Raw genomic sequence first — 25731 nt, 5'->3', positions numbered from 1 at the left:
GGATTAAAAACCGACAACTTCTGTCGCAGATAGAGCGGCTGAGATGCGGTCTTCGAGGCTTGCTTAGAAACAAGCAAAGCAGGAGAGGACTATGGCCGATACCAATACCCGCAGACGTCGTGGCGGAGGTCGCGCAGGTGCAGCGGCTCGTCGTGGCAGTGCCGTGATTGATCAAATGCCATGGAATCCGCCGGTTAATATCGACTGCCCGACCGAACCTTTGGGTCCAGAGGGAGTGGAAGCGATCCATGATGGCGCGATGCGCATCCTCGAAGAGATCGGGATCGAGTTCTACAATGACGAGGCCATCGGCATCCTGCGTGAAGCCGGGTGTACGATTGATGGTGACAATGTGCGCATGGGCCGTGACTTCGTAATGGAGATGATCGCCAAAGCCCCCAGCCAGTTCTCGATCACGCCCAGAAACCCGGACCACACGATTCAAATTGGTGGCAAGCACCTTCTGTTTGGCAATGTATCGTCTCCTCCGAACTACTGGGATATGGAGATCGGCAAGAAGGTTCCGGGCAATCGCGAGATGTGCCGAAACCTGCTGAAATTGACCCAGTATTTCAACTGTATCCACTTTGCCGGCGGGTATCCGGTTGAGCCGGTCGATCTGCATGCCAGCGTTCGGCACCTGGACGTGCTCTATGACAAGCTGACGCTGACAGACAAGGCGATGCACGCCTATTCGCTGGGCAAAGAGCGGGTCGAAGACGTGATGGAGATGGTGCGGATCGCGGGCGGGTTGAGCCACGAGGAGTTCGAGGCGACCCCGCGGATGTATACCAACATCAACTCGACCTCGCCGCTGAAGCATGACTATCCGATGATCGACGGGTGCTTGCGTCTGGCACGGCGTGGTCAGGCGATTGTTGTGACGCCGTTCACCTTGGCTGGTGCTATGGCGCCGGTGACAATGGCGGGCGCTGTAGCTCAGTCGCTGGCAGAAGCCCTGTGTGCAATTGCGCTGTTCCAATATGTGCGCCCAGGCACGCCCTGTGCCATTGGTACATTCACGTCAAATGTTGACATGAAAACAGGTGCGCCTGCCTTTGGTACGCCGGAGTACATCCGTTCAACCCAGATGACAGGGCAGATGGCCCGGTACTACAATCTGCCGATGCGGTCTTCGGGCGTTTGTGCCGCCAACGTGCCAGATGGGCAATCGGTTTGGGAAACGTCGAACTCTCTTTGGGCCGCTGTGCAGTCGGGCACCAACATGGTCTACCATGCGGCAGGCTGGCTTGAGGGCGGGCTGATTGCAAGCCCCGAAAAGTTCATTATGGATTGTGAGATTTTACAGCAAATTCAACGATATATGGACCCGCAGCTTGTGGCAACAGGCCCGGATGAAATAGCGCTGGACGCAATTCGTTCGGTCGGAAATGATGGCCACTTCTTCGGCATTCAGCACACCCAGGATCGCTATACCACGGCGTTCTATCAACCCTTCCTGAGCGATTGGAAAAACTACGAAGGCTGGGAGGTTGCCGGAGGTATCTGGACTGCTGAGCGTGCGCATCACATGTTCAAAGAGATCATTACCAGCTTTGAACCCCCGGCTTTGGACGATGGCATCCGGGACGAACTGGCTGACTTTGTGGCCCGTCGCAAGGCAGAAGGCGGGGCACCGACTGATTTCTAGCGTTAAAACTATCGCTTTGATACTCGGTTGCATTCTCCGCAAACAGCGGTGGATTTTGGGTAATTGTTAAGATTTATCCGACCAAAGTGAGATGGAACCAAATGGGGCATCTTATGCATGGTCTGATAAATCGGGCGATCCAGTCTTTTGTTTGCGCGACTTATGGTCAATCGTGCTGGCTGCGCGTGACCGAGGCTGCACGACTGGGCTTTGTCGAGTTCGAGGCCATGCTGACCTATGAAGACGATGTGTTGTTCAGGGTTCTGGAGGCGCTAAGCGCTGAACTTGGCCGCCCGCAGCCCGAAATACTCGAAGATGTTGGAACCTATCTGGTCTCGCATCCCAATATGGAAGGGCTGCGGCGCCTGTTGCGGTTTGGCGGTGTCAGCTATGTCGAATTCCTACACTCGCTGGATGATCTGCCCGACCGTGTTCGCCTGGCCGTCTCAGACCTGACCCTGCCCGCGCTGGAATTGCGAGAGCTTTCGGTGACTGAATATCAACTGCTCTGCCATCCTGGTCTACCGGGCTATGCCGGCGTCATGGTTGGGGTGTTGCGCGCCATGGCAGATGACTATGGCGCCTTGGTAATGCTGTCGGAGGAGGGGCAACAGGAAAGCGCTGAGGTCATATCCATTATGTTGGTCGAGACTGCTTTTGCCGAAGGGCGTCACTTTGATTTGGGGGCGCGAAACGAATGACCAAGACTCTGGATCTGGCTCAACTGCTGGAAACCCTTTGCCCGATGTTTCTGCTGCTGGATGACAAGGGTCTTATCCAGAAGGTTGGACCGACATTGCAAAAGCTGCGACCAGATACGCCCCTGATAGGCAAAAGCTTTCTGGATGTGTTCCAGTTGATCCGACCACGGACCATAACGACCATTCCGGCGCTGATGTCCATGGCCGGTGCAAAGCTGCATCTGAAGTTCCATGATGAGCCACGCACCGCCTTGAAGGGCCTGGTCGCCCCATTGCCGGATGGCGGCGGGGCAGTGATCAATCTGTCTTTCGGGATTTCAATTCTGGATGCGGTGCGGGACTATGCCCTGACCAGTGCCGATTTCTCGGGCACCGATCTGGCGATCGAACTGCTGTATCTGGTCGAGGCGAAATCTGCCGCGATGGAGGCGTCGCGCTCGCTGAACCTGCGGCTGCAGGGGGCGATGCTTGCCGCTGAAGAGCAGGCGTACACCGATACATTGACTGGCCTGAAGAACCGCCGCGCGATGGATCACATGTTGGCGCAGCTCAGCGCGGCAAACGCGACATTTGCGCTGATGCATTTGGATCTTGATTTCTTCAAATCCGTCAATGATCGCTTGGGGCATGCAGCCGGGGATTATGTGCTGCAACAGGCCGCCCAGATCATGGTCGAGGAAACCCGGTCGAACGATATGGTAGCGCGAGTTGGGGGTGATGAGTTCGTCATCATCTTCAAGGGTCTGACCCAGGAAGAAATTCTGTCATCCATAGCCGATCGTCTAATCAAACGCCTTAACGAACCGATGATGTTCGAACAGCAACCCTGCCGCATATCCGCAAGCATCGGAACCGCGCTGTCGACGCAGTTCGAAACGGTAAAGGCGGCTGACATACTACATGCCGCCGATCTGGCCTTGTATCAGGCCAAACGAGAAGGGCGGTCGCGCCATCGGTTGTATTCTAGCCTGTCACAGGCCCGCACCTGATCTGCACTACGCTTCCGCAAAGGCCGCGTCGAGCTTGCGGGCGATCTGGCGTTGAATGGGCGGAAGCTCTCCGATCACCGGCAGGGTTGCGCCTTGGAATCCTGCGCGGTCCAGTTCCTGTGGGACATCTTCCAGCACATGGCCTCCGGTGCAGGCGAAGAAGGGCAGACAAAGAGACTGCGCACCGACCCCGCTTGCCGCATCTGCGATGGATGGGGGTTCTTCGACAAACCCGACTTTCAGGGTTCTGAAAGGCAGCAGCCCGCCCAACGTTTCGGCGAACTCTAATGTCACGGCGGATGGATTGCGGCTGCGCCCAGATCCATGGGCGGCGATCACCAGATCTGTATCTTCGGTGACCCAGTCCTTTGATGTCAAGGCCTCGCGCAGGGCGGTGCACACCAAAGTTGGCAACTCCGGATCGACGCCAAGTGGGTCCAAAACCCGAAGCCCACGGTTGCCGACGCGTTTGGGCAAGGCACTGGTAACAAACCAGCCTTTGGCCATGAACAAAGGATAGATCACCGCATCAGATGGCAGTTCGCCCATCACCGCCTCAAGCCGGCCAGGGGCAGCCAAGGTGGCCGAATGCACCGAGACATCCTGGGTCAGAACATCGACCTGAGCCGCAAATCGGGCGAGCGATGTCTCTGCCGGATCCGGGTCCGAGGGTTGACCATGGGCAACGATAATGGCCTGCGGCATATGTGGTTCCTTCTGTTTGCCCGTTAGGTGTCGCGCCGGACGTGTAAGTCAAGGCGGGGATTATCCCAAAAGGGTCAGCCAAAGCCAGACAGTTATGATGGACGCCGCAGTTCCGATCAGTACAGATGAAGCAGCCACCCGCTTGGCCCGGCCATACATATTGGCAAAGATATAGGCATTAAAACCGGGGGCCATCGCTGCGTTTAACACACCCGAGCGAAACAGGTCCTGTGGCAGGCCCGTGGATGCACCGAAGATCCAAACCAGACTAGGATGCAGCATAAGGGAAATGCCACAAACGTAAGCAATCGTCCTTAAATCGCCTTCGGGTTTGTACTTAACCAGCACGCCCCCCAGCGCAAACAAAGCTCCGGGCAGGGCCGCGCGAGTCACAAGGCCAAGCGCCTCATCGACCACCCGAGGTATGACAAGACCCGACAGGTTCACGACAAACCCAAGCGCGATACCCAGAATCAGGGCATTCTTGAACATCGCAGACAAAACCGACCGCGCCATGCGCATGCCGCCATGACCGCGATTTCGAACAATCTCCATCACCGTGATGCCGACGCCGTAGCAAAAGGGCGAGTGGAAGGCGATGATGGCGTAATTGCCCGTCAGGTTGTCAGGCCCGTAGGCGCGTTCCGTGATGGGCAGGCCCAACAGGACCGAATTCGAGAATAGGCAGCAGAAGCCGATGGCAACGCAATCCTCCCAAGCGCGCCCAAAGATCAACCGTGCGCCGAACAGCCCTGCGGTAAAGCACAGGGCAGCGGCGGAGTAGAAGCTGATCAGCAGGCGAGGGTCGAAACTGGCGCTCAGATCCAAATGCGCAATGGCCAGAAACAGCAGGCAGGGGATGGCAAACCCTTGCGTGAACTTCATCAAGCCATCTACATGGACTTCTTTGAAATAGCCCGACCGCGTCGCCGCATAGCCTGCACCGATGACCAGAAAAACCGGAAGAATGACATTGATCAGGCTTTGAAGCATATCGCCCCACGGCTTGGCGATATCTGGATTGCGCGGGGCAGGGCCTTACAGCACCTGTTCGATCACCATCCCGTCATAGGCGGGGGTGATGTGATCGGGTGTCTCGGCCTCGACCGTCGCATAGTCCAGATCGATATGCATATTGGTCAGAACCGCGCGTTTCGGGCTCAGCTGATCTATCCAACCCAGCGTCTTTTCCAGATGCGCGTGTGTCGGGTGCGGTGTGCGACGCAGGGCGTCGATGACAAGGCAATCCAGCCCTTCCATCGCAGGCCATGCTTCGTCGTAGATTTCCGCAACATCCGGCAGGTAGGCAAGGTTACCCATCCGAAAGCCCAGTGAGTCGATCGAACCGTGGTTCACCTTGAATGGCTCAAACGGGATCGGGCCGCCGGGACCGTCGACTTCGAAAGCGCCGTCAATGGATTTCAGATCGAGGATCGGCGGATAGGGTGAGCCTTCGGGCTGAATGAAGGCATACCCAAACCGACCCAGCAGGGCGTTTTGCGTATCGCCATCCGCCCAGACTGGAACGCGGGTTCGCATGTTGAAGACGATCATTCTCAGATCGTCGATCCCATGCATGTGATCCGCGTGGGAATGGGTGTAAACCACGCCGTCCAACCGCCCGGTGCCGGTATCCAGCAACTGGCTGCGCATATCCGGCGTGGTGTCGATCAGAACCGAAGTGGTGCCATCCGAGCCGTCCCGTTCTACCAGCAGAGAGCAGCGGCGGCGGATGTTGCGCGGGTTTGCAGGGTCGCAATCGCCCCATTGACCGCCCAGGCGCGGCACGCCGCCCGAAGATCCGCAGCCCAGAATGGTGCAGCGCAGCAAGCTCATGCAGCGGCCTTAAACTGGCCGACCTTGGAAAACAGGCGGTCGAAGTTCAACTGAGTTTGTGCTGCGAATGCGGCGTAGTCTATGCCGAACACCTCGGCCCCTTTGCGGGCGGTGTGCGCGGTATAGGCGGGTTCGTTGCGCTTCCCGCGATAGGGTGGCGGGGCCAGATAGGGCGCGTCGGTTTCGACCAGAATGCGATCCAGCGGGGCGGCGGCGAAGATATCGCGCAGCTCCTGACTTTTGGGGAAGGCTGCGATGCCGGACATGGACAGGTAGAATCCCAAATCCAAAGCGGCGCGGGCCAGTTCAGCCGAGGACGAAAAGCAATGCATGACACAGGAATAGGGCGCGTTGCGGTGTTCCTCGGTCAGGATGCGGGCCATGTCATCATCGGCGGCGCGGGCGTGGATGATCAGCGGCAGGCCCGTGCGCTGGGCAGCCTCGATATGAATGCGCAGCGATTGCTTCTGCACCTCGGCGCTGTCGGCGGTGTAGTGGTAATCCAGTCCAGATTCGCCGATGCCTACGAATTTCGGGTGCTGTGCAAGCGCGACCAGTTCATCGACCGTTGCCATCGGCTCGTCTGCAGCGCTCATCGGGTGAGTGCCTGCGGCGTAGAAGACCGGAGCGTGGGCCTCGGCTATGGCGCGGACGTTGGTTTCATTGCGCAGGCGGGTACAGATGGTGACCATCCGGGTTACCCCCGCATCGGCGGCTTTGGCGATGATCTGGTCCAGCTGCCCTTCGAAATCGGGGAAGTCCAGATGGCAATGGCTGTCGGTGATTTCGGGCGTATCGCTCATCTGCTCTGACCGGCGGTTTCCTGTATCTTGAACACCGTATCTAGGACCAATGCGGCAGGGTCAAGGTTCACCGCCTGACCATGACGTGCGCGGGCTGTGATTGTCGCGGCAACCTCGGCCCAGCGGCGCGCCTGATCGGGTGACGGAGACAGGTGCGCGAGCGTTGCGGCTTCGTTTGGGGCGGCTTCAGGCGCGGGCGGCGCACCGGTTGCCCCGGTCAGGGCCAGGCGGGACAGGGCGATGTCGATCAGGGTCAATAACAGTTCGAACCGCTCGGCTGCGCCGCGCTGGGCGGCGGTTTCAGCCAGCTTCAAAGCGCGTTGGCGATCCATGCGGGGCAGAGTGCCCAGAATAGCGATCAGTTCTGCATAGAGGTCCAATCCGTCCAGATTGATCAGACGCACCGCATCGCCGACCGATCCGGCGGCCAGTGCGGCCAGATGATCCGCCTGCGATGGCGGTTCCGCCCCGGTCTGCGCTAAGGCGTTCTGCATGTCCTCGGGCCCCAGCGGTGAGAGGCGCAAGGTTCGGCAGCGCGACCTTATCGTCGGCAACAGGCGCGAAGGCTGGTGCGAGATCAGCAGTAGCGTGGTTCGCGCTGGTGGTTCTTCCAGCATTTTCAGCAGAGCATTTGCGGCGCTGACATTCATCTCATCGGCAGAGTCGACAATGACCACGCGCCGCCCGCCATCTGCCGAGGACAGGCCGAAAAACTTTCCCAGTTTGCGGATGTCATCCACGACAATCTCACCACGTAACCGCCCCTGATCGTTCAGCGAGCGTGTGATGGCCGCCAAACCGGGTTCTGCACCCGCCATGATGCGGTGCGAGACCGGGTGGTCCGGATCAATATCCAGTGTTTCAGGGGGTGGAGGTGCGCCGAATAGCCCACCGTCATCAGCCGGAGGCGTTGCCAGAAGAAACCGCGCAATTCGCCACGCCAGAGTGGCCTTCCCAACGCCGCGCGGGCCGGTCAGAAGCCAGCCGTGGTGCAACCGGTCCGAGGTATAGGCAGTCAGAAATGCCTGTTCTGCCGCGTCCTGCCCGAACAATCGGGCGGTCTCGCGCGGATGTGGCGCGCCGGGGGCCTGATCTGAGGTTGGGGTGTCGTCGCTCATCGTCTATCGCAAAGCTGCCTGGACGATGTCTCTCACATCTTGCGCAACGCTGTCCATGTCGCGATTGCCATCGACGACGCGAAACCTTTCGGAAAACTCATTGGCCAAAGCCAGAAACCCGGCGCGCATCTGTTTTTGCAAGGCAGGGCCGAAATCTTCAAACCGTTCCTCGGTGCCCTGGCGGCCTTTGGCGCGGGACAGGCCGGTTTCCGGGTCCATATCGACCAGCAGGGTCATGTCGGGTTCGCGCCCGATCATGAGACTGTGCAACTGGTCGACAATGCCCCTCAGATCACCGCGCGAGAGGCCCTGATACATGCGGGTGCTGTCGGCAAAACGGTCGCAGATCACCACCTTGCCATCGGCCAGCGCTGGTTCGATGGTGCGTTCCAGGTGGTCGCGACGGGCGGCGGTGAACAGCAGAATTTCGGTTTCAGCCGACCAACGATCCGGGTCGCCTTCCAGCACCAGCCTGCGGATTTCCTCAGCTCCGGGCGATCCCCCAGGTTCGCGGGTCAGAATGACCTGGTGGCCCGACTCGCGCAGAAACTCGGCCAACATCCGGGCCTGAGTTGATTTACCTGATCCGTCTATGCCTTCAAAGGTCAGGAATAACCCGCGTTTCGTCACATCGACTCCAGCGGGTTATTGATCACGTCTTTCAGAACAATACCGCCCACGGTCATCATGCGCACCATGAACCCACCCAGAGGCACATCTTCGGCTGCAACCAGCGGGCGGCGAATTTCGGGCAGGCCTTCGGGTTTGATGACGAGCTCAGCCAGTTGATCGCCCTTGGCAACAGGGGCGTTGATCGGGCCGTCGTAAACGACCTCGGCCTGCACATTCTGAGTGCCCAGAACCGGGAACAGAACGTTCAGGTCGCCCTCGGGCACCAACCCCACGGTCTTCTTCTCACCCATCCACAGCTTGGCTTCGGCTATCGGCGTTTCTTCGGTGGCAACTGTCCTCTCGACAAAATTTCGAAACGACCAGTTAACCACGGCCTCAGCCTCCTCTGCCCGCTGTGCGGTGCTATCGAGACCGGACAGGACGAAGATCACCCGGCGGTCACCTTGTTTGGCCGATCCGACGAGGCCATAACCCGCCTCTTGCGTGTGGCCGGTTTTCAGCCCGTCGGCGCCGATGTCCAGCCGCAGCAGAGGGTTCCGATTGCGTTTGTTCGACGGTGCGCGCCCGTCAAATTCGAACTCTTCTTCTGCAAATAACGGGTAGTATTCCGGGAAGTCGCTGATCAACCGATCTGCAAGAACCGCCAGATCATGCACCGACATCATATGCCCTGCGGCGGGCCAGCCGTTTGAATTGGCAAAGTTGGAATTGTCCATGCCCATCTGTTTGCCGCGTTGTGTCATGTAACGGGCAAATCCCGCCTCGGTCCCATCGGGGCTGAGCGCTTCAGCGATCACCACGCAGGCATCATTGCCCGACAGAACGATAATACCGCGCAAGAGATCCTCGACCGTCACGCGATCTTGCGTGTTCAGGAACATGGTCGAGCCGCCATAGCTCATCGCGTGTTCAGATACGGGCAAAGTTTCCTGCAAAGTCAAACGCCCATCGCGCAGCGCCTCGAACGCGACATAGAGCGTCATGAGTTTCGACATTGATGCAGGCGGCAGTGGTTGATCGGCGTCTTTCGACAGAAGTACAGTTCCGGTTGACTGATCGATCACATAGGCGGCACGCGCCGTGGTATCAAACGCGTGTGCGGGCAGGGCTAGGACAGCCATCCCAAGGGTGAGTACGGATGTGCGAATTGCGGATAGCACGGGGCGCCTCCTGTTATCAGTTGGACACGGTGAATGCGTCGGTAAAGCCCAGGTCTTTGACATCGGTCTGAATCGCCTTGCGGTCGGCGCGTGTTGCGGCAGGGCCGACCAGAACACGCCAGACGGTTTTGTCTTCAGCCTCAAGCGCACGGACCTCGGCAGCCATACCATTCTTACGGATTTTTTCTGCGGCTGTGTTTGCATTGGCTTCAACACTGAACGTGCCGATCTGAACATAGGGCTTTGTCAAGTTCGATGCAGCAGGGGCGGCAGCTGCGGCCGCTGCCGGAGTGGCCTCGGCCGCGTCAATCGCGGCGGCGGCCCCTTCAATCGGATCCAGCGGCGTGGCCGTTATCTCTTCGGGTTGCTTTTTCTGCCACCACTTGCGCTTGGCTGGTTTTTCAGTTGGGGCGGCGACGGGGGCGTCAGAGAGTCCCGGTGCGGCGGCCCCAGTGGCTGAGGCGCTGTCTACTGCAGCTTCCGCAGCCTCTTCATTGGCCGCCGAGCCAGCCGCCGCGGCAGCAGCGCCCGCCGCGCCTGCGGCAGCAGCCGGTTCTTTCTTTTGCCACCACTTGCGCTTGGCAGGCTTTTCCGATGGAGCAGCCTCTGCCTCTGCCTCTGCTTCAGGCGCAGCGGCTGCAACTTCGGTTTCTTCTTTCGGAGCCTCGGCTTCGGGCGTCTGTTCCTCAACGGGTGGTTCTTCTTTGGGTTCTTCCCGGCGCAGGGCTACAACGCTGACCCGCGTTGGCGCACCGGCCAGCATTCCAAGTTTTTCCGCAGCGGCAGAGGAAACCTGCAAGGCAGGTCCTGGTAAGTTCGCCTGACGCCGGAACAGGGCGCCAGTGACGCTTTTGTTGTTCGCGGTGTTCTTGATCAAAACGCGTTCTGGTTGGTTAACATCAGGATGCGCCACCCAGATGCCGCCCAGCGAAGGCCGCCCATCCCAAAGCCCAGCTTCGGTTACCGAAAACACATCCGGTGCCTCAACGTCGCGCTGCGAACTGTTAGTTACCTGAGGTACCAGTTCGATTGTCGAATTGTCCGCGCCTTCGTTCTTGGGTTTCGCAGAGCCGTCCTGAGATTGAAGAACGTTGTCACACCCGGACAAAACTGTCAAAGTCACAGCTAGTAAAGCCAGTCCTCGCGGATTTGCGCGTGTCTGTGTCGCTCGCTTCATCTTTTGTTCCCTTGCCTGAAAGGGCTTCGTTTTTTTCCAGCCCCGCCGAATGACCGGTTCTAAGCGCCAGTCTGCTGCGATCTTAAGGCCAGATCATAACGTGGCTGAAGGGCCAAGGAAAGGCTGCTGCGCAGGGTTGAGCAAGTTTTCCCGATTTCGGCTTGCCTCTGATCTCAGTTGGGCTTAGACCGTGCCTCCGACGGGGAGGTGGCAGAGTGGTCGAATGCGGCGGTCTTGAAAACCGTTGAACGTGAGAGCGTTCCCAGGGTTCGAATCCCTGTCTCCCCGCCACTTGGCCCTTACAATCCAATCACTCCAAGAACGGTTCCAGCAACTATTGCGACTTCAGGTCACGCGACCTGAGCCGAGAGTTGAAGCTGCGTGAATTCCGCATGGCCCTGAGTTGATCAGTTTGAGGGAAGCGTAAAATGAAGCGAGTTCTGACTCTACCGGATACAACTGCGCTCGCTGTGTCGACGCACCCTTGCCATCATTGCACCATGACTGCAATGACAAGGACGTTCACTACATTCTAGATAACTGGGGTTCGAGACTGCCGACAGGACGACGGTTTGTTTTGGTGTGCTGACTAGCTCCAGGACTTAACAGAGACGACAACTCTGCCGTCTGGGCCGTCATCCAGTTCCACGCCAAGCGCTTCGCCGACATTCACCATCCCAAGTCCTGTTTTTGCCAGAGTGTTCAAGTGCAAAAAACAATCGCGTGGGTCATCAAACACATTTACGAACCCGTATTGCTTTTTCTCGCAGAACCATTTGACCCGTGCGGGCAGGTAAGTTCTACCTTCCCGTTCGCTGGTCCCTTCAGGCAGAAAATCTGGCACCGGTTCAGCCTGCAGCTCCAGGATCTCGACGATTTGTGTGCCCTTGGATGTGCGGCGCGTGAGCGCTTTGATTTTACATCCGGGTGCTATGGATGTTTGGCCAAACTCGTTGAGCGTGTTCTGATGGAGCAGTGCATCTTTGCCCGTTTCGTCGCAGGTGACAAATCCGTATCCGTGTTTGGCAGCAAACCATTTCAAAACACCTGAAAACTGGACCAGAGCGGGATCGCCAAGCGTCGAACCATCCATAACAAGCTAACCTTTGAACATCACTATCTTGATCTAAAACCTTCATAGTAAATGTGGTATTTATTAGTCATGTTTTAGGTTACTTATGGTAAACTACAGGTTAACCCCCGCAGTGTTCGGTGCTTTGTATCCATTGGGATCAATGACGCCTCAACCCGCCACCACCATCTGTCGCTGAACACCTAAGCCTTCGATACCAAGTTCAAGGATGTCTCCGGGTTTCAGGTAGACGGGAGGATTTTGCCCCATGCCAACGCCGGGGGGTGTGCCGGTAGAAATCACGTCACCCGGTTGTAGCGACATGAACTGAGACAGGTGAGATACCACAGCAGCCACGCCAAAATGCATCGTTCGGGTTGAACCATCCTGATATCGATGGCCGTTCACCTCAAGATAGATCGACAGGTTTTGCGGGTCTGGAACCTCATCCTGGGTCACCAGCCATGGGCCGATTGGGCCGAAGCTGTCGGCTGATTTGCCTTTGGTCCATTGGCCCGAGCGGTGCAGCTGAAAATCACGTTCGGACACGTCGTTGACCACGCAATATCCGGCAACATAGTCTAATGCATCAGCCTCCGAGACATACTTGGCTTCCTTACCGATCACGACGCCCAGTTCGACTTCCCAATCGGTTTTGGTCGACCCGCGTGGGATCTCGACCGAGTCATTGGGCCCTGAGATGGCCGAGGTCGCTTTGAAAAAGATCACCGGTTCGGCGGGCAAATCCATCCCGCTTTCCGCCGCGTGATCGGCATAGTTCAGGCCGATGCAGATGAATTTGCCAACCTGGCCGACGCAGGCCCCAATGCGCGGATTGCTGGTAACAACGGGCAGAGTTGATACGTCAAGCGCGCGCACCCGGTCGAGGGAGACATCGTCCAGCATCTCACCCGTGATATCATCGACCATTGCAGACAGGTCCCGAATGGCACCGCCGTCATCCAGCATCCCCGGTTTTTCTGCGCCCTTTGGGCCGTAGCGAAGCAATTTCATAGTTTGCGGAGATCCTGATTGGCAGTGGCGTCAAGCGTCGGCTTTCAAAACCTGCAGCCAGCAGGGTTTTGGGTCAACCGCTCTGTGCACTTTTAAACCTCAAAGGCTGAGGGGGGAGATTCCTCCGGCAAAAGCCGCAAGGATCGGTGCGGCCAGCGCGATGCCTGCACGCATGAAATCGCCGGGCCCATCTGACAGACCGTGTGTGGATCGCCAGCCATCGACATCGAAGTCGTCCTCTGCTTCGTCTATCTGCCGGGCAGCAATGGCCAGTTGCGTTACCCGACCATCCAGGATCAGTGCCACCGGCAGATAGAAGCTGAGCATCAGCAGACAGAAATAGGTTCCGGTGAACAAAGCCGATGCTGTAACCAAAGAGCTAAATGCGGCCTTTTCGGCCTCTGCAATGACGGGTAAGGGCCAGTACATCCAGCTCGACGCAAAGAACATCCCAAAGGTCAGGATCAGGCTGGATAAATACAGCTGTTGCTTCATTTGGCGGATGCTGCGGGCCAGGCTGGCGGCCGTATCTTCGAGATCGTCACCGCCGCCAGATGACAGGCACAAGATCATCCCAGCAATCAGCGCGCCTACGGCCAGACCAGCCAGTGCGGTGACAATATCCATCACCCGCCGAAAGAGTGAGAAGACGGGGATATCTCCGCAGGTGCCCAGGGCCCAAAGGTCATCAGGGCCATCGCAGCCCGGCAACGTGCCTTTGGACAGAGCCATCTCAAATAGCTCTTTTCCGACTTGCCCATAAATCTGCGGGGGCGTGTTAGTCATGTGCTGCTGAATGACCGGGATCATCGCGAGGCAGAAAACCGTTACAACCGTCAGAATTGCGGCCAGTCTGGTAGCGCGTTCCGTCGGTCGTCTCAGATTGCGTACAAGGACGGCGACCGGAAGAATAGCCAGCGCGACAAAGAACCATGACGCCGCAAGGAACCGGTAACGGCCAACGGTTTCCAACCAATCCTGATCCGCGATTAGAATGCCAACGGATAAGTCTAGGTCTTTTGGCAGCATGTGAGTCTGGATCAACTCATGGATCAGAAACACGCAAATCGGCAGCGCGACGATCAAAAAGTAATGCAGTTCTACGCGACGTTCGGACACGAGGGCGCCCCTTTGCGTGAAAATTCTCTAAAAAACAGAGCATAGCATGGAATGAGGCTGGTTTCACGGGGGATGGATGCTGGCCGCGGGATGCCCGCATCCGAGTTGCCCGGCCAAACTGTGCTGGATGGCGGTTTTTAGCCAATTGAGGTGCGGTATGTGATAAGATCAAGCGCAAGAGATGTTTTGGTGGGGCCATGATTAACCCAGTTCAGAACTATCACTACAACCAACAGCGCCGCGCCGGACCTCGGCCTTTTTTATGTTACAGCCCGTCGACGAGCCTGTATTTCGGGACCGAAGGTAAGGTTTCAAGCTGTTGTTACAATCGTGAACCGCTGGGCCGATATCCGGATCAATCCATCCGCGAAATCTGGCAAGGACGTCCAAGGCAAACCCTGTGCCAGCGCGTGGCGCAAGGTGATCTGGGTGGCGGGTGCAATGGATGCGGGTCGCAGATTGAAACCGGGAACTACGGCGCTGTCGTCGCACAGCATTTCGATCGCTGGAGCGTTGACCCCGATCACCCGACCTCGTTTTCGTTCGAGCTCCACAATGCGTGCAATCTGGAATGCATCATGTGCAACGGGGAACTGTCTTCGCGTATCCGGCGCTACCGCGAGCTGCGCCCGGCGATGCCGCAGGCCTATGGGGGCAAATTTGTTGAGGAATTAGAAGATTTTATTCCGCATCTTGAAGGCACGACCTTCTATGGGGGCGAGCCCTTTGTGATGCGGCTTTGTTATCAAATCTGGGAGAGATTGATTGCCGCAAACCCAGAGTGTGAGATTACAATTCAGACCAATGCAAGTCTGCTGCCGGATCAGGCCTTATCTGTTCTCGAGCGAGGAAATGTGCATATCGGCATATCGCTCGATAGTGTCCGGCGTGAAACCTATTGCTCGATCCGCCGCAACGCGGATTTTGATGAAGTGATTAAGAACACGCGTTGGCTGGCCGAGTATTCGCAGTACCATGACCGCCCATTCGGCATTTCGGCTTGTATCATGACGGTGAACTGGCAGGAATTGGCAGACCTGATAGCTTTTGCCGACGATCTGGGGGCGGTACTCTACTTCAATACGGTCTGGGAGCCGGAACACTTGTCGCTGGCCTATGCTGCACCGACCATGATTCAGCAGGTAATCGACCTGTATGGCAGGCTTGCCGTTGAACGGGGTTTGCGCGGACCTATGAATGCGGCGGGTGCTGTTACATCGACCAATTTGGCGGGGTATATCGCCTTGCTGGGCACCTGGTATCAGGCCGCAATACGCCGGAAAAGCGAAGAGAAATTGGCGGAACTCAAGAGTTTGGTGTAGACTGGCGACAAGAATGACCGAAGCGAAACCGCAGCACAAAAGGGGCTGAGATGGCTAAGGCAACCCGCAAGCAACCCGCAAAACGCGCGCGCCCCAAGGCGAAACCAGGAGCGTCTAAGCCGCAGCCAGAGCCCGTTAAACCCGTTCAGGCGGGATATGAGGATGGGGTCAGCTCTACGGGCGGGCAAGGCACGCCCCATGGCCCTAGCAAACAGGCCGAATTGCAGGCCGCGATGGAGGAAAGCTATCGCCAGTTGCAGTCCATCTACACGGCCTTCACGCAGCAATACACGGATGCCGGGACCCAGTATCAGCACTTGACTGAACAGGGCTATGTGCCGGAAATGGCGGATCTGTACAAAGAGTTCACCGAGACGCGCGGGGCCGAGATCGCACAGGAAGGTTTGCAGCTTGCGATCCGTTATGCGGCTTCGGCTCAGGTGCTGTCGAAGCGCTATACGGATGAGCTGTTTCAGTTTCTTAATAGCCGAGGCGTGAACGGATATGCAGCCGAAGCGGCAACCGCCCCGCAGGCCGCGGCGATCACATTGTCTGGTCCTGCTGGCAGCACGCTTTCAGCCAGTTTTGAGGTCGAGAACAGCACGGCGATTAGCGTCAGCCCGCGCGTGTCTACCACGCCGGTTCTGGATGAAGATGGCGTTGCGATAGAAGGGGCCATGATTGATGTGATCCCAGACCTGATCAATCTAGCACCGGGTCAAAAGCAACTGGTCAAGGTGATGGTGCCTGTCGACGCTGATCTGTACCGCGCCGGGCATTGCTATTCGACGGCGCTGGTCATCGTTGGATTAGGACGGGCGCGTAATCAATTGATAACGTTGGAGATTGATATCAGTTGATCGGGCGTTTCAAACGCCATATCCGATAGCTCCATTCACCGGATTTCATGGACTCGTAGACCGCTGATCCAGGGGCTGCCAGGAAATTGCTCATCTCCTGATCGCCTCCGAACGCGCCCAGACGCGAGGCCGCGATTTCATCGCAGGACAGCAGCACGTTCTGCGTGATGTCACGCTCGTCTTCGAGGTCAAAGCCGAGATCCTTCAGCAGTTCGAGACATTGGTTGAGCTTTCCCAAAGGCAGAAGGTCGGTATACAAAAACGCGCCGCCGGGTTTGAGGACCCGCAAGACCGAGGCATAGAAGCGTTGGATCGCAGGGTAAGTGTGCGAGCTTTCGATATTGGTCACGGCATCGAATTGCCTATTGTCGAATGGGAGGTTTTCGGCATCACCCTGTACAAAACTCAAACGCGCATCTGTATGCGTCTTGCGGCAAAACTCGATTGCCGCGCCGGACAGGTCCAACCCGGTGACAGCGGCGGGATCGAAGAACTCAACCAGTGCGCGGGCTGTGCCGCCGCGCCCGCAGCCCACATCCAGAACCGACGACCCATCGATCGGGTGGGCCCCGATAACCTCAAGAGCCAGTTTGACCGAATTCCGGTTCATCATCTTATCGCTCAACAGGATATCAGACGCCTCGGGTGCTCCGTTCGGTGTGTAACCATAGTTCAGAAAATGCGCGAAGGTTCCGAAGCCTGAGCTGTCCAGCTGCTTGGTGACACCATCATACATGTCCTGAAAACTTTTCTTTGCGCCTTCCAAGTTCAAGTCGGGCTCTGGCGGCGGCGGTGGTGCGGCCTTAGCGGTGACCTGCTTAACAGCGGTTGTCCCCATATTTGCCTCGATAATCGGGGCAAGCCCCGCAATGGTCGGAGTGTCGAAGATCTGGCCGACCTCGGGGTTGAAGCCAAACCTCTCTTCGATCCGCATGGTCATTTCGATGGCCAGAAGGGAATGCCCGCCCAGCTCAAAAAACTTGTCGTTTATGCCAACCGGGGACAGGCCCAGCAGGTCTTCCCAAATCCCGGCAAGGATGGTTTCCATATCCGTTTTCGGTGCTTCGAACGGATTGCTCAGGTTGGGGCGGCTGTGGCCTGTTGTTGTGGCCTCCGTGGCTTTGGGGGTGGCGGTGAATTCAACCCATTCCGCAAGCCGAGTGTTCAGCGGTGTGGTCGATATGGCGATCTGATCGGTATCCAACGCAGATAGGCGGTTCAGCGCCTCAACCCCATCTGCGGGAGAGATTGCATCTTCCCAATGCGTCTGATCGGCAAAGGCCCATTGATCCCAGTTCACACTGATCCAGCGCGTAGATGTCGGCTGCGACGCGGCAAATGTGTCCAGCATCTGGTTTGCCGCCGCGTAGTAGCCAAGGTTCAACCCGCCCAGAACAGCCGACAGGGATGAGCCCAGCAGGACAAAATCCGGGGTATGGTCCCGCAATGCATGTGCAAGCGCGCGGGCACCGTTGATCTTGGGGGCGATCTGGCTGCTCAGGTCTTCGGTTGTCAGGTCGCTGAGTTTGCCAAACCCGCTACCGACATTTCCAGCCATGTGAAAGATACCGTCGATGGGGCCGAAGGCTTTGGTGGCTTCCGACATCGCCACTTGCAGGGCGTTTGCGTCACAGACGTCGGTCTTCAGAACCAAGAGATCTGTCTTTCGATCCAAATCCAGCAACCTGCGCGCCAGCCTCGCCGTTTTATCGAACTCGTTGGGACCAGCGGCCAGCGCCTTCCATTCGGATCTTGCAGGCGCACCCGAGCGGGACAGAAGTACCAGCTTGGCCTCGTAGAGATCCGCCAACATATCAGCCATCGCCAGCCCGATATTGCCTAAACCGCCAGTGATGACATAGACGCCACCGGGCTTGAATACTGTGGAATTTTCGACCGGCTCCAGTGGTCGCGCCTGATAGCTGAGGCGAAGCCGTTTCCCTTTGATGTAAGCAACCGAAGGAACAAACTGTTGCGCTTGCAGCTCGTTCAAAAGCCAACCTGCAAGGCGGTCCGCAGAGGGCTTACTTCGATCGCTTTCGGCTATATCGACAGAGGTGACGCGCAGAGAGGGAACCTCCTGTCCCAACACCTTCGCCAGCGCAAGCGTGGCCGAGCTTTCCACTCCCGTTGTTTTGTCTGTCCGGGCGGGCTGCGCCTGAGCGGTCACCGATATCATTCTAAGCTTGGCAAGCCCACTGGCTTTGGTGATAACCATGGCCGCGTTCTGCATCGCAATCACGTTGGCCTCGGCGTCCCCAAGCGCGAGAGGCCACAGGTAAACGATGTGCGAAATAGGGTTGTCATCGTCTCGTAGCGCGTTGGCGAGACGGGTGAAATGCTCTGAAACGGTTGGATCGACCGAGAATGCGCCATCCTTGCGGTGCATGAATCGTGATGAGGCCGTGATGGTGGTAATTGCGATGCCCTTGTCCCTAAGCGTTTTTTGCAAAACTCGGGCTGCTGGGCTTTTGTCGCTGAAAATCAGTACGCGCGCGTTTGCGGGCAGGTCATTGGTGTCCGTAATCGGGGCGTCTTTCCACTTTGGCACATATCCCCAATCGACCATCGCCTTGCGTGTTGCTGCGGCGTCCACGCTAGGGTCTTCCGCGCCGCCGACCCAATAGCTATCCCGCTCAAACGGGTAGAGGGGCACCGGTATTTTACGTCTCACTTCTTCGGCGTAGTATCGCTGCCAATCGATCTCGGCTCCATGCGCCCAAAGTTGACCCAGCGTATCGGTCACCAAATCAGCCTCAACCTGCGGGCCGGACTTGCTGTCCATCGAGGGCAGGGCGACCGAACCGCTTCCACTCAGTTGCAACCCAGCAAGATTGGTCAGCGATCGACCGGGGCCAACCTCAAGGAAAATCGCATCGGGCAGATCCAGCCCAGCTTTGACGCAATCGGCGAACCGCACCGCACTGCGCAGATGCATCGCCCAATAAGCCGGATCGGTTGCGGCGGTTTTGGTTAAGACGGTGCCGGTGAGGTTCGAATAGATGTCGATCTGCGGTGCGTGCAGGCGAATGCCCTGAAATGCATTAATGAAGTCGTCCAAAATTGGATCCATCATCGCCGAATGGAAGGCGTGCGAGGTGCGCAGAAGCGTGGCTTTGATCTTCTGGTTTTCCAGCCGCTTTGCCAGCCGTTTGATCGCCGGGCTTGGTCCTGCCACAACTGTCATTCCGGGGGCGTTCACGGTGGCGATCGCGATGTCATTCGGCAGCAGCGGGCGCAGATAGGCTTCCTCCTTCGGAACGGCAAGCATCGAGCCCGGCTTGCACGAGGCCATGAGCGCCCCGCGCCGCACCACCAGCGCGGCGGCATCCTTTAACGTCATCACCCCGGCCAGTGCCGCTGCAACATATTCGCCAATGCTGTGTCCGATCATGGCCTTGGGTCGTACGCCCCAGGACATCCAAAGCTGCGCCAAGGCATATTCGACAGTAAACAGTGCGGGCTGTGTGAACTGGGTTTGTTTGAGCTTCTCAGCCGCGCGTTCACGATCCGCTTTCTTGGGAAAAACTATCGGTTTTAGGTCTAACCCGCTGCCATCCCGAAATGCGCGGCAGCAGCGGTCAAAGCCTTTGCGGAACACCGGCTCTGATCGATAGAGACCCTTGCTCATATCCGGATATTGCGCGCCTTGGCCCGAGAACATGAAAATGACGGGCCGATCCTCGCCATTGGCTTCGATGGTGCGCACCTTGTCGCTGTTATGCGCTAGCAAGGCCAACGCGCTGCCTGCGGGGTTGTCAGCGTCTACGCGTACGTAGCGCCGATGCGCAAATCGCGTGCGGGAGGTTTTTGTTGTGAAAGCAATATCGGCCAGTTCAGACGGCGTGGCAGTCATAACACGACGTGCATGGGAAAGGGCCAACCGGTCCAGCGCAGCCTCATTGCGGGCGGACATAACGATCAGATGCTGCGCGCGGCCGGGCCCTGAAGGTGCTTGTTTTGGAGGCTCCTCAAGCAGGATGTGCGCGTTGGTCCCACCAACCCCGAATGAGCTAACGCCAGCGCGGCGCGGACCATTGCTTTCTGTGACCTCGGCCCTGTCGCGGTTGACGAAAAACGGGGTGGCCGGGAAATCGATGCCAGGCGCAGGGACGTTGAAATGCGGGTTCGGGGGGATTGTGCCCGTCTCAGTCACAAGGGCGGCCTTGATCAGCCCCGTGACGCCAGCGGCGCAACTCAGGTGGCCCACATTGGCTTTGACGGAACCGATGGCGCAGAACTGCGTATCCTCGGTCGATTTGCGGAATACGCGCGATAGTGCCGCGACCTCGATCGGGTCGCCCAGCATGGTCGCGGTTCCATGCGCTTCGATATAGCCGACCGAGCGGGGCGGGATTCCCGCCATCTCGAACGCGGTCTCAATCGCGCGCGCCTGACCTTCGGCGCTGGGCGCAGCATAGCTGACCTTGTTGGACCCGTCGTTATTGTGGCCAAAGCCTCGGATCACGGCGCGAATGCGGTCGCCGTCGCGCAGCGCCTTATCCAGCCTTTTGAGGACAACCAGACCCACGCCGCTGCCAACAATCGTGCCCTGCGCCGCCGCATCGAACGGGCGGCACTGACCGTCCGGGGACAGGATGCCACCTGCGGCGAACAGGTAGCCGCGCCGCTGTGGAACCTTGACCGTGACGCCGCCCGCAAGGGCAATGTCACAGCTTTCTTCAAGCAGGCTCTGACAGGCCAGACAGGTTGCAACAAGGGATGTCGAACAAGAGGTCTGAACCGTGATCGCAGGACCGGTCAGGTTCAGCTTATAGGCCACCTGCGTGGCCATGTAGTCCTTGTCGTTAGTGATCATTAACTGCATGCCGTCCAGAAAGCCCAGGCGGTCAAGGTTACGGTTGATCTGGTACAAATAGCCCGACAGTTCACAGCCCCCGAATACACCGATATCGCCCTTGTAGCGCTCGGGCACATAGCCCGCATCCTCAAGCGCATGCCAGGCGCATTCCAGAAACAGGCGGTGCTGCGGGTCGGTCAGTTCCGCGTCGCGGGGGCTGAACCCGAAGAATTCGGCATCGAACTTGTCGACGTCATCCAGCAGGGTGGCCTTGTTGACGTAGTTAGGAAGCTCATGCAGATCTTTCGGAACCTGCGCGCCTTCCATCTGCTCGGGTGTCAGAGTCGTGACCGCCTCATGCCCGGTCAGCAGGTTCTGCCATAACTCATCGACACTGGCCGCGCCGGGAAAGCGGCCCTGCATGCCGATAATGGCAATCGACGCCTCATCCGGCGCGATGGAGGTCCTTTGCGTGTTCATTCAGGGCATCATCAACGTAGTCGAAAAGCGTGTCGGCAAAATCCGGGTTGGAGAAGGGAAAAAAATGATCGCCCGCAAACAGGCGGCATTCAAAACGGCTGCGCGTACGGTGTCGCCAACCCAGAATGTTGTGGAATGGCACCTGTGGATCATTATCCGATCCGACAGCCAGGATCGGGCAGGGCAGCGGAGAATGCTTGCTGGCGCGGTCAGCCTCATAGGTTTCGAGCAGCGCAAAATCGGCGCGTAAGGCGGGCAGCATGCGATCCATCAGATCGGTATTGGCTAGAACTTCGGGCGGCGTACCATTGATGGCTTCGATCTCGGCCAGAAACGCAGGCCGAGGCAGACCAGATATCTTGCGGTCGCGTTGTGCCATCTGCGGCGCAGGCCCCGCGACGATCAACAGATTGGGAGCCTGCTCGTCATCTGCCAAAGCGCGTGTGACTTCATAGGCCAGAAGGGCCCCGAAACTATGGCCGAAGATGGCAAGCGGGCGGTCGGTCAAAGGCTGAAGACGCGTCACAATCGACCTGATCAGGTCTGGCCAGTTCTGCATCGGCGATTGATCCAAAAGTCTGCCACGCCCCGGCAGAGTGACAGCTCGCACATCCAGAACCGGCGCAAATCCGCTCATCCAGTCGTGAAAGCGCTCAGCCGCGCCGCCTGCATGTGGGAAACAGACCAACCGACCCGACAGCCCGGCATGGGTAGGGTTCTGCGGAGTCAATGCGATTTCTACACTCACAGCGTCTGTCACCTCTGGTGATACCCACATGCGCAGCGCACACCCAACGACTGATCTGGCCCGATCATAGCATGAAATCAGCGTTTTGGCGTAGCCCGCCTTGTCCCGCCCAGGTTCTGGCGTGAACTGGAGGGCAAAATATGCTACCCTAGCGAAACTTTTTGCACAGTTTTCGTGCCAAACGCTTACTCAGGTGCAGCCCGCACCAGAATGGATTTGGAGGTGACTATGCCAGGCGGCGGCAAAGGTGGCGGTGGCAGAAGCACCGTAAACGTCAACAACGGACCTATAAACATCGACTCTGACACCGACGCGGATGTCACAATCAATGGTCTGGACGATATCGGCGTTACGCTAAACGGGGGGCAACGCCCGATTAAGACCGAGACGAAGCTGGAAGGTGGCGATCCGATCAAAACCGAAAGCGTTCAGGACCTGAAGATTTCGGAACCGATTGTCAGTGAGAACACCACAGACCTGACGCTTGAGATCAAGCCGCTATCGGTTGATCTGAAACCCGTAGCGCTGGATCTGTGCACGACTGTCAACTACGGCAAGCTTCCAACCGGCATCATCCGGCAGCCCTATCATCACCATATCGGCGTGACCTATATGGGCGTCGAGTATTACGGCGTGACCTATAGCGGCGAAAGCAAACAGGTCTACGAAGAACTGCCCTTCCGCCCCTCGGTACAACTGCCCGCGCAAAGCGCGGCCCCTTCGGGTGGCGCACCTGCGGCCAAACCGAGTCCATCTTCAGGTGGCGTGAAAATCCACATTAAATAGGGGCGCGACATGGCGACGGCTGCAAAGAAAAAGACCCCTGATGTCTCACTTCTAGAGCCGCTTGTTCTGACGGGCGCGCCTGGTGCGTTGCACGGCACCTTGGCGTTGTCGAATACAGGTGCCGAACGCAAAGCCCTGCGGGATTTGAAGCTGACAGAGGTTAAGCCGAAGACGCGCGGCGCAAAGGCTCAGCCACTGCTCTCAGCAGATTTGCCACGGGTCAAACTGCGTGCTGGTGCCAGTAAATCTGTTCCGGTCACTGCAGCGCTTAACCCATCAACCCCGCCGGGGGTCTATAAGATGTCACTGCCGGTTGATGGCACCAACCATCCGGTCGAGGTGATTGTTACCGAGGTTGTCGATTTTGAAATCACACCGGATGAGGTGTTTCTGGTCGGCAAACCGGGTGCCAAGATCAAAAAACTGATGGTATTCCGAAATCACGGCAACGTTCCGATTGATGTTCCCGCCATCGGCGCAATCCAACTGGATCTGGACTTGCTTCACTGCCGGGCACAGCGCGAGATGCTCAAGAAGCTGCGCGATACGGATCGCACCTTAGATGACGTGATGCGCGCGATGTCGTTGAGCTATGATGCCGAGTTGGAAAGTTTCACGCCGCTGAAGGTCAAGAACGATGCTGTGACCGTTGGCGCGGGCGGGACCGTTTCGCAAATCTGGGAATTCACGATACCGGGCACCATTCCAAAAGGCGTCGATGCCACGGCGATGATCCGGGTTTCGTCTGAAACCGTGACAGTACACATCTTGGCGGTTTGAACGCTCTGCCTGATACAAGGAGGCACGACCATGCAAAGGACAATGACTCGGCATTCCGACGGATGCGATAAGAAGCCCGAAGTCTTCTACGGCTACTGCTATCGGACGCAGGGCATGCGGATGATGAATGTCGATGACTATTTTGAAAATTTGCAGGAAGGCTATGTGCAGCTGCAGGCCTATACGCAAGGGTTCTACCGGGTTCCTGGCGGAGGGTATTCAGGCGCTTCGAAGGGTAAGGGCTGTGACTGCGTTTGTGATACAAAGTCATACGACAGTTGCTGCGATTGCTGCATTTGCGATGGCGATGTTCTGATCGAAGCCCGGTGTTCGGAACGCCGGGTGATTTCGCTGACCTTCGCCAATGATACGCGCCGCACGCGCGAGGTGACGCTGTCGCTGAGCAGTTTCACCACCGCCAGCGGGCACGATCTGGGGTGGACGGCCGCGCTGTCTGACACAAAGTTCGAACTCGGGCCGTGTGAAGAAAAGGTAGTGCAGTTGGTTGTCAATGTCGATTGCTCTGCCTTCTCCAAAAACGGTGCCTCTGGATCCGCGGCAGCGGGACGTGGCGACAAGACGAAGGAAAGACATCTGGATGTCGATCGATGCGAAGTGGCATACGCCCGGGTCAGTGCGGATGGCTGTATCTCGCGCCCTGTTCTTGTTGCTGTTGCTGTCTTGCCGAACCATTGCGACAGCTATGTCGCTGCATGCAAGTGCGGGTGCTGCTAGGCGGATATTGCTGGCACCGAACAGGTGCCTTGCCCGTTCGTAGGGCGAAGCTGCAGGCGTATTTCGAAAAAATCATAGGTCTGTTTGGATAAAGTAGAATCTTGCCGATTCCGGCTATGTCGACCTTGAAGCGCGATAGCTTCGCATGTTTGTCTTTTGGAGCATGTGTTTTGCTCACAATCAGACGCTAACAAACTGAGAACGCACATGTTGTCAATAGAATAAGCGCGCGCGCCGGGACGCACCGGAAGACTGCGCGCTACATGTCCAACATGGAGAGACCTGATGAACAAATTTTCGATGCTACTGGGTGGCGCATCTGCAGTGGTCGCTTTGCCCGCATTTGCGGCCGACATTGTGATCGGCGTTCCCAACTGGGCCTCGGTCAACGCAACGGCGCATATCCTTGAGGTTGTGATCGAAGAAAACCTGGGGCTGGATGTGGAGCTTCAGAACGGAACGAACCCGATCGTGTTTGAGGCGATGGACAGTGGATCCATGCATGTCCACCCCGAGGTTTGGATGCCAAACCAGCAAAACCTGCACGACACTTATGTAAAAGATAATGGCACGGTCGTGATGAACCAGAACCCGGTTCAGGCCGAACAAGGCATGTGCGTCCCAACCTATATTGCCGAACAGCATGACATCAAATCAATCGATGATCTAAGCGATCCGGACAAAATGGCCATTTTTGACACCGATGGGAACGGAACCCCAGAAGTGTGGATTGGCGCGCCTGGTTGGGCGTCGACTGTGGTCGAGAAAATCCGTGCGAAATCATATGGCTATGATCAGATCTTCGATCTGACTGAGTATGAAGAAACCATCGCCTACGCAAATCTGGCCAACGCCACCAAGGCGGGCGATCCTTGGATCGGCTTCTGCTACAGCCCGCACTATATCTTTGTGACACAGGAGCTGACCGTTCTGGAAGAGCCTCCACATGATCCGGCAACCTGGACCATCGTGCAGCCCACGGATGATCCCGATTGGCTAGCCAAGTCCGAGGCGTCCTCGGCTTGGAATGGTGCGACCCTGCACCTGCACTATGCCAAGGAACTGGAAGAGGCTTATCCCGAAGTTGCAGCTCTGTTTGCCAACTACCAAATGCAGGGCGATGACCTGAGCGCGATGGGCAAGGCGCTGGCCGTGGACAATGTCGAAGCCGCGGATTTCGCGCGCCAATGGGTGTCAGATAACGAAGACACTGTGATCGGCTGGTTGACCAACTAAGCCAT

22 protein-coding genes and 1 tRNA gene are annotated in these 25731 nt (G+C 57.7%); 10 read left to right on the top strand and 13 right to left on the bottom strand.

Annotated features, from left to right (window positions below; genetic code table 11):
- Positions 1-91 precede the first annotated feature (91 nt).
- The 3 genes from ACR0EL_RS05730 (at position 92) to ACR0EL_RS05720 (ending at position 3341) form a co-directional block, all read left to right on the top strand.
- Positions 92-1651: a trimethylamine methyltransferase family protein gene (locus ACR0EL_RS05730; protein ID WP_480498828.1), complete on the top strand. Its 1560-nt coding sequence runs from the start codon at positions 92-94 to the stop codon at positions 1649-1651.
- Positions 1652-1764: 113 nt separating this feature from the next.
- Positions 1765-2352 (top strand): heme NO-binding domain-containing protein, encoded by a 588-nt coding sequence (locus tag ACR0EL_RS05725; RefSeq protein ID WP_480498827.1) that lies wholly within the window; start codon positions 1765-1767, stop codon positions 2350-2352.
- Entirely contained in the window at positions 2349-3341 is a 993-nt protein-coding gene (locus tag ACR0EL_RS05720; protein WP_480498826.1) for a GGDEF domain-containing protein, read from the top strand. Before ACR0EL_RS05725 ends, ACR0EL_RS05720 begins: the two co-directional genes overlap by 4 nt.
- A gap of 6 nt (positions 3342-3347) precedes the next feature.
- On the opposite strand, the gene ACR0EL_RS05715 is transcribed toward ACR0EL_RS05720, so the two are convergent.
- The 8 genes from ACR0EL_RS05715 to ACR0EL_RS05680 are packed head-to-tail and all read right to left on the bottom strand — an operon-like array spanning position 3348 to position 10773.
- Entirely contained in the window at positions 3348-4046 is a 699-nt protein-coding gene (locus tag ACR0EL_RS05715) for a CbiX/SirB N-terminal domain-containing protein (protein WP_480498825.1), read from the bottom strand.
- Positions 4047-4106: 60 nt separating this feature from the next.
- Positions 4107-5039 carry an AEC family transporter gene (locus ACR0EL_RS05710; protein WP_480498824.1) on the bottom strand — a complete coding sequence of 311 codons (933 nt, stop codon included), beginning with the start codon at positions 5037-5039 and terminating at the stop codon, positions 4107-4109.
- A 45-nt stretch (positions 5040-5084) separates the two neighbouring features.
- The gene (locus tag ACR0EL_RS05705) at positions 5085-5882 is read right to left on the bottom strand and encodes an MBL fold metallo-hydrolase (protein WP_480498823.1); all 798 of its coding nucleotides are present in this window, start codon (positions 5880-5882) and stop codon (positions 5085-5087) included.
- Positions 5879-6685, bottom strand: coding sequence for a TatD family hydrolase (locus ACR0EL_RS05700; protein WP_480498822.1), 807 nt, complete (start codon positions 6683-6685; stop codon positions 5879-5881). Before ACR0EL_RS05700 ends, ACR0EL_RS05705 begins: the two co-directional genes overlap by 4 nt.
- Complete coding sequence (locus ACR0EL_RS05695) at positions 6682-7803, bottom strand: DNA polymerase III subunit delta' (RefSeq protein WP_480498821.1); 1122 nt, start codon at positions 7801-7803, stop codon at positions 6682-6684. The genes ACR0EL_RS05700 and ACR0EL_RS05695 overlap by 4 nt, the downstream gene beginning before the upstream one ends.
- 3 nt (positions 7804-7806) lie before the next feature.
- The gene (gene tmk, locus ACR0EL_RS05690; protein ID WP_480498820.1) at positions 7807-8433 is read right to left on the bottom strand and encodes a dTMP kinase; all 627 of its coding nucleotides are present in this window, start codon (positions 8431-8433) and stop codon (positions 7807-7809) included.
- The gene (locus ACR0EL_RS05685) at positions 8430-9557 is read right to left on the bottom strand and encodes a D-alanyl-D-alanine carboxypeptidase family protein (RefSeq protein WP_480499007.1); all 1128 of its coding nucleotides are present in this window, start codon (positions 9555-9557) and stop codon (positions 8430-8432) included. The genes tmk and ACR0EL_RS05685 overlap by 4 nt, the downstream gene beginning before the upstream one ends.
- A gap of 55 nt (positions 9558-9612) precedes the next feature.
- Positions 9613-10773 (bottom strand): SPOR domain-containing protein, encoded by a 1161-nt coding sequence (locus ACR0EL_RS05680; protein ID WP_480498819.1) that lies wholly within the window; start codon positions 10771-10773, stop codon positions 9613-9615.
- A 201-nt stretch (positions 10774-10974) separates the two neighbouring features.
- Here ACR0EL_RS05680 and ACR0EL_RS05675 point away from each other — a divergent pair.
- A tRNA-Ser gene (locus ACR0EL_RS05675) sits at positions 10975-11064 on the top strand.
- Positions 11065-11362: 298 nt separating this feature from the next.
- On the opposite strand, the gene ACR0EL_RS05670 is transcribed toward ACR0EL_RS05675, so the two are convergent.
- The 3 genes from ACR0EL_RS05670 to ACR0EL_RS05660 form a co-directional block, all read right to left on the bottom strand.
- Entirely contained in the window at positions 11363-11866 is a 504-nt protein-coding gene (locus ACR0EL_RS05670; protein ID WP_480498818.1) for a cold shock domain-containing protein, read from the bottom strand.
- A gap of 150 nt (positions 11867-12016) precedes the next feature.
- Positions 12017-12859: a fumarylacetoacetate hydrolase family protein gene (locus tag ACR0EL_RS05665; RefSeq protein WP_480498817.1), complete on the bottom strand. Its 843-nt coding sequence runs from the start codon at positions 12857-12859 to the stop codon at positions 12017-12019.
- Positions 12860-12958: 99 nt separating this feature from the next.
- Entirely contained in the window at positions 12959-13978 is a 1020-nt protein-coding gene (locus tag ACR0EL_RS05660) for a hypothetical protein (RefSeq protein ID WP_480498816.1), read from the bottom strand.
- A gap of 197 nt (positions 13979-14175) precedes the next feature.
- On the opposite strand from ACR0EL_RS05660, the gene ACR0EL_RS05655 reads away from it, so the two are divergent.
- Positions 14176-15300 carry a radical SAM protein gene (locus tag ACR0EL_RS05655; protein ID WP_480498815.1) on the top strand — a complete coding sequence of 375 codons (1125 nt, stop codon included), beginning with the start codon at positions 14176-14178 and terminating at the stop codon, positions 15298-15300.
- A 50-nt stretch (positions 15301-15350) separates the two neighbouring features.
- The gene (locus ACR0EL_RS05650) at positions 15351-16160 is read left to right on the top strand and encodes a hypothetical protein (RefSeq protein WP_480498814.1); all 810 of its coding nucleotides are present in this window, start codon (positions 15351-15353) and stop codon (positions 16158-16160) included.
- On the opposite strand, the gene ACR0EL_RS05645 is transcribed toward ACR0EL_RS05650, so the two are convergent.
- Both ACR0EL_RS05645 and ACR0EL_RS05640 read right to left on the bottom strand, forming a co-directional pair.
- Entirely contained in the window at positions 16153-21441 is a 5289-nt protein-coding gene (locus ACR0EL_RS05645; protein ID WP_480498813.1) for an SDR family oxidoreductase, read from the bottom strand. The two genes, ACR0EL_RS05650 and ACR0EL_RS05645, sit on opposite strands and share 8 nt — an antisense overlap.
- The gene (locus ACR0EL_RS05640) at positions 21407-22189 is read right to left on the bottom strand and encodes a thioesterase II family protein (RefSeq protein WP_480498812.1); all 783 of its coding nucleotides are present in this window, start codon (positions 22187-22189) and stop codon (positions 21407-21409) included. The genes ACR0EL_RS05645 and ACR0EL_RS05640 overlap by 35 nt, the downstream gene beginning before the upstream one ends.
- Before the next feature lie 228 nt (positions 22190-22417).
- Here ACR0EL_RS05640 and ACR0EL_RS05635 point away from each other — a divergent pair, with 228 nt between their 5' ends.
- The 4 genes from ACR0EL_RS05635 (at position 22418) to ACR0EL_RS05620 (ending at position 25726) form a co-directional block, all read left to right on the top strand.
- Positions 22418-22975 (top strand): hypothetical protein, encoded by a 558-nt coding sequence (locus ACR0EL_RS05635; protein ID WP_480498811.1) that lies wholly within the window; start codon positions 22418-22420, stop codon positions 22973-22975.
- A 9-nt stretch (positions 22976-22984) separates the two neighbouring features.
- Positions 22985-23755 carry a COG1470 family protein gene (locus ACR0EL_RS05630; RefSeq protein WP_480498810.1) on the top strand — a complete coding sequence of 257 codons (771 nt, stop codon included), beginning with the start codon at positions 22985-22987 and terminating at the stop codon, positions 23753-23755.
- Between the two features lie 30 nt (positions 23756-23785).
- On the top strand, positions 23786-24490 hold the full coding sequence (locus ACR0EL_RS05625) for a hypothetical protein (protein ID WP_480498809.1): 705 nt from the start codon (positions 23786-23788) through the stop codon (positions 24488-24490).
- Positions 24491-24775: 285 nt separating this feature from the next.
- Entirely contained in the window at positions 24776-25726 is a 951-nt protein-coding gene (locus tag ACR0EL_RS05620; protein ID WP_170532402.1) for an ABC transporter substrate-binding protein, read from the top strand.
- Positions 25727-25731: the final 5 nt, after the last annotated feature.

The organism is Ruegeria sp. AH12 (genome assembly GCF_056541465.1).
This window is presented reverse-complemented; position numbering and strand designations above follow the sequence as displayed.